Source organism: Candidatus Obscuribacterales bacterium, from assembly GCA_036703605.1.
Taxonomy (GTDB): domain Bacteria; phylum Cyanobacteriota; class Cyanobacteriia; order RECH01; family RECH01; genus RECH01.
This window is the reverse complement of record DATNRH010000137.1, coordinates 1-11966: the sequence shown is the minus strand read 5'-3', so window position 1 is coordinate 11966 and position 11966 is coordinate 1. Positions and strand designations below refer to the sequence as shown.

General features: G+C 51.6%; 11 protein-coding genes and 1 tRNA gene. 6 read left to right on the top strand and 6 right to left on the bottom strand.

Going from position 1 to position 11966, the window contains the following annotated elements; genetic code table 11:
- Positions 1-506, bottom strand: a 506-nt coding sequence (gene lipB / locus V6D20_02850) for a lipoyl(octanoyl) transferase LipB (protein HEY9814732.1), incomplete at its 3' end; no start/stop codon positions are given.
- A gap of 191 nt (positions 507-697) precedes the next feature.
- Here lipB and raiA point away from each other — a divergent pair.
- On the top strand, positions 698-1318 hold the full coding sequence (gene raiA / locus V6D20_02845) for a ribosome-associated translation inhibitor RaiA (protein ID HEY9814731.1): 621 nt from the start codon (positions 698-700) through the stop codon (positions 1316-1318).
- Positions 1319-1446: 128 nt separating this feature from the next.
- Positions 1447-2118 carry a GvpL/GvpF family gas vesicle protein gene (locus tag V6D20_02840; GenBank protein ID HEY9814730.1) on the top strand — a complete coding sequence of 224 codons (672 nt, stop codon included), beginning with the start codon at positions 1447-1449 and terminating at the stop codon, positions 2116-2118.
- 34 nt (positions 2119-2152) lie between these two features.
- Here the strand turns inward: V6D20_02840 and rnhA are convergent, their stop codons facing one another.
- Entirely contained in the window at positions 2153-3091 is a 939-nt protein-coding gene (rnhA, locus tag V6D20_02835; GenBank protein ID HEY9814729.1) for a ribonuclease HI, read from the bottom strand.
- A 104-nt stretch (positions 3092-3195) separates the two neighbouring features.
- Here rnhA and V6D20_02830 point away from each other — a divergent pair.
- Together V6D20_02830 and V6D20_02825 are read left to right on the top strand one after the other, a co-directional pair.
- Positions 3196-3269, top strand: a tRNA-Val gene (locus V6D20_02830).
- Between the two features lie 364 nt (positions 3270-3633).
- The gene (locus tag V6D20_02825) at positions 3634-4911 is read left to right on the top strand and encodes an OFA family MFS transporter (protein ID HEY9814728.1); all 1278 of its coding nucleotides are present in this window, start codon (positions 3634-3636) and stop codon (positions 4909-4911) included.
- A 79-nt stretch (positions 4912-4990) separates the two neighbouring features.
- Here V6D20_02825 and V6D20_02820 read toward each other — a convergent pair whose 3' ends face one another.
- Complete coding sequence (locus V6D20_02820; protein HEY9814727.1) at positions 4991-6685, bottom strand: GH3 auxin-responsive promoter family protein; 1695 nt, start codon at positions 6683-6685, stop codon at positions 4991-4993.
- A 264-nt stretch (positions 6686-6949) separates the two neighbouring features.
- Entirely contained in the window at positions 6950-8275 is a 1326-nt protein-coding gene (locus tag V6D20_02815; GenBank protein ID HEY9814726.1) for a cysteate synthase, read from the bottom strand.
- A 96-nt stretch (positions 8276-8371) separates the two neighbouring features.
- Between V6D20_02815 and V6D20_02810 the strand changes: the two genes are divergently transcribed.
- Both V6D20_02810 and V6D20_02805 read left to right on the top strand, forming a co-directional pair.
- Positions 8372-8512, top strand: coding sequence for a hypothetical protein (locus V6D20_02810; GenBank protein HEY9814725.1), 141 nt, complete (start codon positions 8372-8374; stop codon positions 8510-8512).
- Positions 8513-8818: 306 nt separating this feature from the next.
- Entirely contained in the window at positions 8819-9400 is a 582-nt protein-coding gene (locus V6D20_02805) for a DNA-3-methyladenine glycosylase I (protein HEY9814724.1), read from the top strand.
- A gap of 22 nt (positions 9401-9422) precedes the next feature.
- On the opposite strand, the gene V6D20_02800 is transcribed toward V6D20_02805, so the two are convergent.
- Together V6D20_02800 and V6D20_02795 are read right to left on the bottom strand one after the other, a co-directional pair.
- The gene (locus tag V6D20_02800; protein HEY9814723.1) at positions 9423-10484 is read right to left on the bottom strand and encodes a DMT family transporter; all 1062 of its coding nucleotides are present in this window, start codon (positions 10482-10484) and stop codon (positions 9423-9425) included.
- A gap of 419 nt (positions 10485-10903) precedes the next feature.
- Complete coding sequence (locus tag V6D20_02795) at positions 10904-11590, bottom strand: aspartate/glutamate racemase family protein (GenBank protein ID HEY9814722.1); 687 nt, start codon at positions 11588-11590, stop codon at positions 10904-10906.
- Positions 11591-11966 lie beyond the last annotated feature (376 nt).

The window sequence follows — 11966 nt, the reverse complement described above, 5'->3', positions numbered from 1 at the left end:
CCATGAAGATCGGGGCAAATATTTAAGGCAAAGCCGTGCATGGTAATCCAGCGGCTCACTTTGATGCCAATGGCCGCTACTTTCCGTCCTTCCACCCAAACCCCCGTCAACCCTTCTATACGATGTCCCTCAAGTCCTAGGGGGGCGATCGCTTGGATAATCACCTCTTCTAGCTGCCGGAGATACCAATGTAAATCTGGGGTGTGGCGCTGCAGGTTGAGGATGGGGTAGCCCACGAGTTGTCCAGGACAGTGATAGGTAACCTCGCCGCCGCGCTCGATCCGCACGAGGGGAACACCCTGCTGCTGAAGCTCAGCTTTGACAAACTCCATGGAGGCCCCCTGACCCAGGGTGTAGATCGGTGGATGCTGGAGCAGCAGCAGCACATCGTTATGATCAGGGTGCTGGCGACGATCTGCCACGAGCGATCGCTGCCATTCCCAAGCCACGTCGTAGGGAACTAGACCAGGAGAATAAAGCCAGCAAGGACGGGACAGCGATCGCATACATCTCAACTCACAAAACAGTAGACAGACTGCGACGAAAAGCAAGGGTAAACCACACATATTTCATCGCAAAAGGACAGAAATTAGTCAAGAATTGTCACAGGTTGCAAAAGATTTTTAACCCTGCTGTTGTCCAGAATACAAAGTGTTAGGGTGAACATATAACCCAAATTCTCGCGGGAGGAAGCTTTATGAAGCTTGTTATCCAGGGCAAAAATATCGATATCACTGATGCAATTCGTGAGTACGTACATCAGAAGATTGAGAAAGCCGTCAGCCACTTCCAGAGCTATACCACCGAGGTAGATGTTCATTTATCAGTGGCGCGCAACCCCCGGATAAATCCTAAGCAAACCGCAGAGGTGACAATCTATGCAAATGGTACCGTTGTTCGTGCTGAAGAGAGCAGTGAAAATCTCTACGCCAGCATTGATCTCGTAGCCAATAAAATTGCTCGTCAGCTCCGCAAGTATAAGGAGAAAATCCAGCACAAGACTCGCACTCCCGTCAAAGCGGCTGAGGTGCTGCCAGCGATTACCGTATCGGATGAACTCTTGACGAATCGAGATGTTCAGCTACCGGAGGAAGTTGTTCGTACGAAGTATTTCGCCATGCCGCCGATGACGGTGCATGATGCCCTTGAACAACTTCAGCTTGTTGACCACGACTTTTATATGTTCCGTAATGCCGAAACAGATGAAATTAACGTCATCTACGAACGCAACCACGGTGGGTATGGGTTGTTGCAGCCCCGCAACAATAATGGTCATGTCACAGGCAAACTGGCAGAATTGGCCCATCAATCTCCGTAAGTGAGGTGATTGCCCAGCAATTTAGGTGATAACGATCCACAACACCTAGAATAAACTGTAGCTTTGGGGTGCTGCTTAGCATCCCAAAGTTTTTTCATTGGTCAATGAGCCGTTTATGGAGCCTGCTTATGTATGTTTATGCATTTCTCAAGACTCCCACGACGGACTTGGATTTGCCGGAAGGGTTAGCCAACTCTCTGAACTTGGTGGAACAGGGGGTTTTATCAGCGGTTGTTGAGAGTCAGCTTGATCCAGACACTATCCGTTCTGGGGATGAACGCTTTCAACTCCAGGCGATTTTGTCCCACGATCGCGTCTTGCAAGATCTCTTTCAACAGGCTGATGTATTACCAGTGCCTTTTGGGACATTTTTGGTATCTTTAGATGCTTTAACCCAACACCTTGCAGCCCATCAAGATGTCTATGTTGCTAAGCTACAGCAGGTGACTCATAAGGCGGAATATACTCTCAAGGCACAGCTTCATCCCTTGGTTTTAGAGGAGTTGCCGGAGTCAGCAAAGGGGAAAGATTACTTCCTGGCAAAAAAACGTCGCTATCAACAACAGGAAACCTATCGCAACCAGCAGCAGGAGCAACTGGCGGGACTGCTAGAGGCGATCGCTCAACTTGGCTGCCCCTATCACCATAGTGAGCCCAAAGACGGGGTGGAACGCATCCACATTTTGGGCGATCGCGATGATCATGCTTCTCTACAGCAGCAGATTGAGCAATGGCAGATCGATTGCCCGCTCTGGGAACTGTCTCTGGGGGCAGCACTGCCGCCTTACCATTTTGTGTAGCTTATGGGGTGCAGCCTAGAAGGCGATCGCTGACTTAGTCAACCCGCTCCAGTTGCCAAAGAATTTGGTTGCCCTCGCGCCGCACTCGCGACACCACCCAATTTCGCCACACCCAGTTATCACCTCGGCTGGTGACTGCACTGGCATTGACGTCCATCAAGTCGGCCAGTTCAGCACTGGTGATCAGGTAGCCTTGCTTGGCAATTTCGTCTGCCATGTGCAACGTTTCCACCGTGTTTTGGAGTTGGACGACTCGTAGTTCACGCGGGAGATTTTCAGATGGGTCGTTGTATGCTGCTGAGGAAGAGTCTGCCATGGTGCGCTCAGGTGGAAAGGATTGAGCAATTGTGCTACTGGATTGTATCGTTTCTTCTCGCTCTCCGGCAGTGTTTTGGGCCTCAATTCTGTCATCATTCAACAATTTGTGAACTTTTTTAGGGGTTTTGTCAGGTTTTGTAGGGGTTTTCGGCTCAGCCGTGGTCATCAATCGGGCATCTTGGGTCATGTTGGGCGATCGCCCTAGGGAGAAGGCTCGGGCAATCACGTCACAACGCTCATTGCCTTCGTTGCCGCTATGGCCACGCACCACTTCCCAGCGTAGCGGGCGGGTAAGCTGTTGATTCACTTGTTGGTGTAGTTCATCTAGGGTTTCCCATAGGTCTTGATTGACCACGGGTTTGCCGGTGGAGGTTTTCCAATTCTTGTTTTTCCATCCCTTAATCCAAGCGGTAATGCCCTTTTTCACATATTCACTATCGGTGTAGAGGGTGACGGTGTCGGTTTGCCCTGAAGATAGTAATAAATCTAGTGCCGCGATCGCCCCTTGGATTTCCATGCGGTTGTTGGTGGTGTGGGCGGCGGCACCGCCCAGTTCATGGACGCCGCCACCCACTAGGTAAGCGATCGCTGCCCATCCGCCCGGCCCCGGATTGCCGGAGCAGGCCCCATCGGTATAGAGAGATTCAATGACCATGCGTTTATGTGTTGTTGGCTGTGGGTCATCCTACCGCAGCTTTTGTAAATTTGATGGGGGGCGTTGATATTCCTGGCATGATATGTAATAATTCAAATCTTGACGGACGCATAGCTCAGTTGGTTAGAGCACCACGTTGACATCGTGGGGGTCACTGGTTCGAGTCCAGTTGTGTCCATAATGGCGAGTTTCATAGAGGACGTTGCGCCCTGAGGACTACCTCTCGTAATTCTCGGTGGCTGGCAAACCTGGATCGGCAGGTTATCCACCGCAGGTTTGCTCGGTATGGATAGAGGGCGTTGCTAATAGGGTTTTCTGCCGAGCCAGCTTATCGGCTTTTATGGTGCAGTAACTAGAAAGATAGTTAGCGGCGATCGCCTATACTCTACGGTGCGAGATTTCTATGATTGTTTCATAGTTCTAGCTTTACTATCTGACTATATTGATATGTGGCATTCTTGCAGTGAGTTAAGCCTCAACAATGGCTCCATCAGCAAGATAAGAATCTTACAAATTTACTCCATAGTTCTATACGAGCAGCCATGGATAGTACCAGCTACCGGTCAAACCACCGGACAGATCTCACCCTATTCGGTCGTCCTGCCCAGCAGGGGCGATGGTTTCTAATTCCCTTAGGAATGATGGTTTTACTGTGTCTAGGAACAGTCTACTCGTGGAGTATTTTCAGGAAACCCCTAGAGAATGAACTTGGCCTCTCCGCCACCCAGAGCCTCTTGCCCTACACCGTTGCCCTCCTTTGCTATGCCATCACCATGCCCATAGCCGGGTTCTATATTCCCCGACTGGGAACTCGCTGGATGACGGCTCTGGGCGGCGTTGTGATAGGTGTTGGCTATATGCTTTCTAGCTTTACGACCAGCATTACTGCCATGGTCTTCACCTATGGCGTGATTGCAGGGGTGGGAGTGGGGATTGCCTATGGTGTGCCTATGGTGGTGATGGCCCGATGGTTTTCCGATCGCAAGGGGCTGGCCGTAGGGTTAACGATTGTGGGCTTTGGACTATCTCCTTTAGTTACGGCTCCCCTCGCCAAAGGCCTCATGGATCGCTATGACGTACGGCCGACTCTGTTTGCGCTGGGGCTTAGCTTTATGCTGATTATTGTGGCGATCGCCACCACGATGAAACTGCCACCCCAAGGCTGGCAACCTACCACCGTTACTGCTGCCGCGACAGTTAAACCAGCGTCGCTCAAGTATCCCAAAACCATGCTCAAAAGCTCATCTTTTTATGGGCTGTGGCTATGCTACATTATCGGCACGTTTGTGGGACTCAGCGCCATTGGTATTTCTAGTCCAGTAGGCGAAGAAATTATCCAGGTTGAGCCAGGAATTGCAGCCGCTAGCGTATCTTTATTTGCTCTGTTTAATGGCGTGAGTCGTCCGTTGTTTGGGTGGTTGTGCGATCGCTTTCAGCCTCGTCATATCGCGATCGCCTCCTATACGCTGATCTTGGTTGCCTGTATTCTGATGGTCAATGCAGAACAAGGGCAAGTGGTGACCTATCTGGTTGCTTTCTCGCTGTTCTGGTTTTGTCTGGGCGGCTGGCTGGCCCTTGCGCCCACCACCACCCTGAGTCTGTTTAACCCCGATGACTATGCCCAAAACTATGGTATTGTCTTCACGGCCTACGGTATTGGTGCTCTGCTGGGTACGTTGGTGGCGGGGCAACTGCGAGATTGGTTAGGCAGCTATACCTATGTTTTTTATCCGATGGGCGCTTTGGCGATCGTGGGGATAGGACTAGCCCATGTCATGCTCAAACGAGATAGGCAGATAGATTCAGATCAGGTAAGCTAGTTTGCCTGACTTCGATGTCGCTCGCCACCCTCATTGTTACAGAAACCTGAGCATATCTGCCAACGGACAGGATGCCCCGTCAGAGTTGAGGAAGGCGATCGCCTGCGAGTCTAGCTTCGTGCTGAACGGACAGCCCATCCAGAAAATTGCGGTCTTCCGTGACATGGGGAAACTTGAGCTGCGATTCGGCAATGCCCTGCTGCACCATGCGCTGGCGCAGATGTTCAAAACTGCCGGGTTCTAAAATGCGCAGTCGCGGCAGCGGAATCTGGTCGCGCCGCTTGATGGCGTAGAAAGCGCTGACATCTTTTAGGGTGTCATCAAACCGCTGTAGAAATGTTTCTGGATCAGGGAGCACGGCACCGGGTGCCAATTCAATATTGACCAAATAGTGGGACGGAATGCAGTCTTTAGACAGCGTGATACAAAAGTTTTCCAGGGCTAACTGAAAGGTTTTTTGTAAAATCTGCATCACCTGGATGACCTGAAACTCCGTGGTTTTCTCCGTGGATGATGACATCACTCCCCCACGGCGATGGCGAAAGATGATGGTGGGAGCTTGACCGACAAAGCCAGCAATTTCAACCACGTCTCCTAAGTCATAACGATAAAACCCGGCATAGTTGGTCAACACAATACGGTAGCGATCGCCCACTGTCACGTCCCAGGGCAGCACCGTTTTGGGGTTATCAACCTCCCATTGGTCTTCGGGGATAAATTCATAAAAGCCGCTTTCGATCGACAGGATTGCTGCATCCGTATTAAAGTCTTGATGCACGCCCATGGTGCCTTCGGCACAGGCATAGACACCACCAAAGATTGGCATATCGCCAAAGTATTCGGGGAATCGCTCAAAATAGAAATTTGACGTGCCGCCCCGTGCGGTGATCATAAATGAGAGGTCAGGCCAGGCCAGGTGCGGAGTCAGACGTCCGTGCTGGCTGATCTGGTGTCGCAGTTGAGCCGCTCGCGCCGGAACCGCTGAGCATTGCCGCTCAAATTTGGCGCGCAACTCGGGTTCAAGCTTAAGCCCCTGGGCAATTTTGCCCGTTTCTAAATCTTGAATCATCTCCTCGGCGTGGCGCTCTAGGTAATTGCACATTTGCAAGGCCGACACTGGAAATGTGGCGCTAATGATGCGAAGCGATGCATTACGCAGGGCAAACAGCAAACACATGTAGGTGCGCGCGGCAGTGTCAGAAATTTGAAACACCTCAAACGGGTAGGTAAAAACCTGGCGCAGGAGGGGGCTGGTTAACCGCAAGTCGCTGGTGCTGACGGGAGCATAGGGAATGCCGCTCGGGGTGTGACCCAGGGCGTTGCTTGACAGCGGGAACAGCATCTTGCCCAAGGGTCGCCCATGACGCAGAGCGGCATCGGCTGCAAACCCGATGGACGTGCGACTGGCATTTGCTAAGGCTTGGCGCGATTGCTGGGTGACTGGAATCAACTTTTTTTCACCGGTTGAGCCGCTACTAATATTGAAATAAATTAGTGGGTCAGCCGTCAGTACATTCGGCTCTCCCATGGACATGCGCTGAGTGTAGGATCTAAAACCGCTGTAGGACTGCACCGGTAGCCGCTCTTGAAACTGATCAATCGTCTGGATGTCTGCTAGCCCGTGTTCTTGACCAAATGCGGTGAACTGGTGTCGGTGTAGCAGCGATCGCAAAAACTGTTCTTGAACTCTCGGTGCCTTGTCGAGCTGGTGCAGAAATTTTATTTTTGAACGCCGCATCACAGCAGCTAATCCCTTAAACAACAAACGTTCCATGGTTTGTATCTCGTGTGGTAAATCTCGCGTGACGATCAAACATTGAACCATTCATACCAAGTCCATACGGGAATCTGGAGTTGCATCACAGATAAAAATCTAGTTCTGGACTTAGATAAAGGTTAGATATCGATAAATGATAGATATTCAGTGAATGAGATCAGTGAATGAGACATAGGTGAATGAATGGGATTTCTTATCAGATCATCATTTAACAAGTTGCTAGGCATGGCCCATCGGGCCAAGTAACGCATTCCCGTCTCGTTAGAGCGGGGCCGCGACATGGCAAAACTCGCCCATGCGGTCTGCCACCAGATCTGGCCGAATTTCATCGGGCAAAAACGATCGCCAGGGGCGCAGGTAGTGCATGGGGTGTTCTCGCTGCATCTGCTGGGTGCCGCCACTGGTAATATTCAGCAAAATGCAGTCATCTCGCTTGACAGTGCCTAGTTCAACGGCTTGGAGCAGGGCCGCAGTCGCGACGCCGGATGCTGGACAGATATCAATGCCTTCTAACTCTTCAAATAGACATCGAGCCCGATCCGATTGGGCATTGGTGATGCTATACATCTTGCCCTGGGTATCACCGAGCGCATCATACACGCCCCCGATCAATCCATAGGCTGGATGGCGATTGGTCAGCACATGCGCCGAGACCTGTTGAATTTGGTCGCGGGCGACAAGCTCATGGGTGTGGGGTAGCTCTCGCAGCCCCGCGTTCCAGGCATCGACCATGGGAGTAAACGGAGCATTTTGGGCGAGATGCAGCTTCATCTTTTGGTTGCCAAAGCGTCCATCGGCTAGAAATCGCAGATTGGCTTCCCAGGCTGAGATGCCGCCCGTGCCTGACCCAACTGCTTGAAAGTAATGATCGGGAATCTGACCGATCGACACAACAGCATCTAACACCGTCAGCCCCATGCCATCGCGACGCGCCACATTGGCTGCTCCCCCCTCTGGGAAAAACCTGTCCATCTGGCTGATGATCTTAGCAAGGGCGATCGCATCTGAATAGTCGCCCTTGCCACCCACGACAATCAGTTTGACGTTGGGATGAAAGGGTTGGGGAGACCAGATTGCCGATAAGCTGCTTTCGGGAATCACCAGACAAAGCGGCAGCTCTAATTGAGAACAAACATTGGCAAAGGCTCGACCTGTGTTGCCAGCCGAGGCGATCACCAGCGTTTGCGAATGGTTCGACGGCACTCGCCCCAAAACCGATGGGGCTTCTAGCTCCTTAAATGAACAGGTCAATAGGTTCGCGTTGCGCTCTTGCCAATAGCCGTTGAAGCTAATAAATAGTCGTTCTAGCCCCAGATAGTTTGCTAAGACATGGCTGGCATAGGTGATCGGTTTTCCAGAGAGGTTGAGGCAGGTTTCAACGGGCAGCCAGTCGATAAACCGAAAGACGCCAGGCAGGTGGGGTTTGACCTCCAGCATTTGATTTGTGTAAACCGCACGCAGAAGCGATGGCTCATGGTCGGCATCACAGTGGAGACGAAACGGATCGGCTGCATAGGTGGCTTCACACTTCAAACAGCGCAGCATGTAGGCTGGCTGACAAACTGACTGATTATGAATCTCAGACATAAGATCTTAGACAAAACATGAGTTCGACAAAGATTAGAGTGCAAGAAAATAGGTTGAGAGTTACGCTCAAAGTCTTGAATTCTAAGCATCTCAGCCATGTCATTCAGTCTAGCGTGCCTCGACCTCACCCAGATCTTCTGTGATATGGACGATGTCTATCGCGAGTTTGAGCCGGGGAGCGATCGCCCCCGGCTCAAACTCTTCCCCAAAGCCATCCTCAATGCCGCCAAGACCTAGAGCGTTTGGGCAGCAACGGTGTGAATCTCATAGTGGTGACAGAGAGGGCGATCGCTGGCGCAGGACAGCGACGTAAACCTGTCTATGGCCAGGTGCGCGGAGGAATAGTATTCGTAACTCGTGATGATCAGCTCGCGGTCATGGTCGCAGTGGCCGTGGTTGTGGGGCCCACATGAGCATCGTCAGCGCTCTCACCGCCAAAGTCCTTGTCTGACTCAACTAGCCCCACGCTGAGAATCAGCGGCATCTATAACTTCGCACCAAAAACTAGTACAATTGAATTGCTTTGGTTCTCGAAAACAGCCTATGTCTTCTGATTCAGACTTGCATCCGCGCTGCGGCTGGGTTCACGACGACCCGATTGAGGTGGCTTACCATGACAAGGAATGGGGGGTGCCGCTGCATTGCGATCGCAAGCATTTTGAGTTCATCCTTCTCGACGGCTTTCAGGCGGGGCTGAGCTGGATCACCATTCTGCGCAAGCGAGAAAATTTCCGCACCGCCTTTGACAATTTTGACCCCGAGGTCGTAGCCCGCTACGGCGAGGCCAAGCAGCAGGAACTCTTGCAAAACGCAGGTATTGTCCGCAATCGCCTCAAGGTTGCTGCCGCCGCCCGCAACGCCCAAGCTTTTCTGAAGATCCAGGAGGCCTACGGCAGCTTCGATCGCTACATCTGGCAGTTTGTTGAGGGTGAAACCGTGCAGAATACCTGGGCAACGATGGCCGAAGTTCCCGCCCGCACCCCCGCCTCAGATGCGATGAGCAAAGACCTAAAGCAGCGCGGTTTTACGTTCGTGGGGTCCACCATCTGCTATGCCTACATGCAGGCGGCGGGCATGGTCAATGATCACACCATCGACTGCTTTCGCCATCGGGAATTAGGCTAAGTGCCATGGCACGCGATCGATCCTACTCCTGTGCCGCTGAGATGGCTTGACCTGAAATAGCCAGATAAATGCCGATCAGCACTATCCCAAAAGCAATGCTATTCACCCAACCCAGATGCTGTCCAAACAGCACCGCAGCCAACAATGACGACATGACTGGAATTGCTAACATTAATACAGATACCAGGCTAGAGGAAAATGACTTGAGGCTGTAAGTCAGCAGGCCATGCCCTACAACCTGAGAAATTAAAGCCAGAGCGACGACTGCCAGTGAACAGGTTGAGGTGTTGGGAAACAAACGATCAGAACTCAGGCAGGCAAACGGGAGCAAAAAGGCGGCTCCAATGAATGACAAACCCGCCATGGTCGCAGCGGTTGAATAGTGTATCCGTAAGCGCTCGACACAAAGCAGCGTGATGGCTAGAAAGATAGCGGCTAGAAGGGCTACGGCATCGCCCGTGAGCTGTGCATCTGCCAGGTGTAAATCTTGGATGCCGATCGTGATTACCCCTACGATCGCCACTGCCAAACCAATCACAAAGCGACGATTGAACTGTTGCCCCAGCAGCAACCAGGCTCCCAGAGTCGTGAACAGCGGCATCAGGTTATTGAGCAACGTCGAGTTGGCTACCGTTGTCTGAGTTAACGACCAGGCGGCGCATCCCAGCGACCCGGCGAAACTACAGCCAGCTAATACGAAGATCCCCATGATTCGCCAACGATTTGGATGCTGATCCGCAAGAGGCTCGGTTGATCGATTCTTGTTCAGTGGGAAAGGACAGGATTGCCATAGGGCAAAAACAACTCCGGCGATTAGAAGCCGATTAAACGCGATCGCACTTGGACTCATCGATCGCTCAGCAATCACGACCAAAATGGAAGCGCAGGCAATACTCGCCAATGCGATCGCCAGGCCTAATCCCGCCCAATAGGGGCGCAGCTTTTTCAGACTCACCAGCCAGCTATTCTCGACCCTAAAGGGCTGATTGTCCATCACTATGTCAACAGTTTTTCTTTCCTCAACGTGGGCCAGCAACCCTTGGTACGCCAAACGACGAAGAGAGTAAACCGGCGAAAGAAACATAAGCAAATCTCCTGACGTGTAAATAATTGGACATTTAATCGGTAGCAAGATGTAAAAAATATGGAACGCGTAAATTGTATACAATCAATGTATACTAAATTTGCATACAGGACAAAGCGGTTTTGTTGCCAATCCATGACGGGTTGAGCATGACCGATTCCACGCTGGCTAATGCGAGGGGGAGGGCTTACTCGCACTCAACCGATCTGCCAGACTAACCTGTGGCGGTAGTGCTGAATGAAGGCATGACATCGGAATGTGAGCAAGATGCTCAAAAACTTTTTTAGACAGGCGTTTCGATGATTTAAGCAATGAATGCCTCAAACCCTTATTCAACAGAGGTTTGAGGCATTCATTCTTCTTGGAAAAACAACACTATCGTGCATCTGGCAAGATCTGAACCCAATGACACGGGTTCCTTATTCCACCGATTGATAAAGACCAGAACGGCTCGTCGTATAGCCACAAGCGGCCAAAGATTCAGCCAGTTTTGTCGCACAAGCAATACTGTCTAACACTGGTACGTCTAGCATTGCCGCAACTTGGCGAGCCATACCTGCCACGGGGCCACCCCCTAGAATCAACACATCAGCTCCATCTTGAGTCAGAGCTTGCTTACCAGCGTCCACACAAGCGTCGAAAGCCTGACTCGGATCTGCCAGAATAGCGCTGTAGCTAACATCAGCAATACGCACGGAAGCTAAGCGTGAGTGGAGCCCATAGCTGCGGGCTAAATCGACCATGTTGATAGCATTGTGCCGACCAAAGCTGATCACGCTGTATCGACCGCCTAGCGTATGAGCCATCAGCATGGCCGCTTCCGTGAGCCCGACAACAGGAATATCCAGCGTCTGACGCGCCGCCTTCAGCCCCGGATCGCCAAAGCATCCGATGATAGCGGCATCGTGCCCAGGAGCATTCTGTTGGAGTGCAAGTACCGTTTGCACAGCAGCTTCGGCAAATTCAAGATGAGAACGAATGACCGCAGCTCCGGAGGCCGTCACACCAGTAACGGTGGTATGCGGTGAAGCGACAGTGTTGGCCGTTTCAACCATCCGCTCAGTGACCACTGTCGTTGAATTGCTGTTGACCAGGAGTAGTCGCATAAATGTTCACGCTGCAAAGAGAATTCAAACTCAGGAGTTATGTTCTAGTAAAACAGTCTGTTCAATACTCGTAACCCGGTTTAGCATCACACCGATCATGAGGTGGACTATAGGCACTATTGACGGGCGCAATCCCTATGACTACCAATCGTTCTGAGCACTGGCTAACTAGGTTATCAGGCAAACCAGTCAAATAGGATCAACTATCGTGAAGGTTGACGCGTGGCTAACCGTTCGGCCAAGCTGAGTTGCGGTTCTAATGCTGCAAAGGTATTGAGTGCAGCTTCAATCCCATCGAGGTGCTTGTGGCTCACAGCAACAGCCTGCTCCACATCTCCTGCTTCAATACAATTCAAAATTTGACTATGCTCATCCT

Excerpts from the sequence above, each read along its gene's own strand:
- raiA (HEY9814731.1), top strand. The coding sequence starts at position 698 with ATGAAGCTTGTTATCCAGGGCAAAAATATCGATATCACTGATGCAATT.
- V6D20_02840 (HEY9814730.1), top strand. The coding sequence starts at position 1,447 with ATGTATGTTTATGCATTTCTCAAGACTCCCACGACGGACTTGGATTTG.
- rnhA (HEY9814729.1), bottom strand. The coding sequence starts at position 3,091 with ATGGTCATTGAATCTCTCTATACCGATGGGGCCTGCTCCGGCAATCCG.
- V6D20_02825 (HEY9814728.1), top strand. The coding sequence starts at position 3,634 with ATGGATAGTACCAGCTACCGGTCAAACCACCGGACAGATCTCACCCTA.
- V6D20_02820 (HEY9814727.1), bottom strand. The coding sequence starts at position 6,685 with ATGGAACGTTTGTTGTTTAAGGGATTAGCTGCTGTGATGCGGCGTTCA.
- V6D20_02815 (HEY9814726.1), bottom strand. The coding sequence starts at position 8,275 with ATGTCTGAGATTCATAATCAGTCAGTTTGTCAGCCAGCCTACATGCTG.
- V6D20_02810 (HEY9814725.1), top strand. The coding sequence starts at position 8,372 with ATGTCATTCAGTCTAGCGTGCCTCGACCTCACCCAGATCTTCTGTGAT.
- V6D20_02805 (HEY9814724.1), top strand. The coding sequence starts at position 8,819 with ATGTCTTCTGATTCAGACTTGCATCCGCGCTGCGGCTGGGTTCACGAC.
- V6D20_02800 (HEY9814723.1), bottom strand. The coding sequence starts at position 10,484 with ATGTTTCTTTCGCCGGTTTACTCTCTTCGTCGTTTGGCGTACCAAGGG.
- V6D20_02795 (HEY9814722.1), bottom strand. The coding sequence starts at position 11,590 with ATGCGACTACTCCTGGTCAACAGCAATTCAACGACAGTGGTCACTGAG.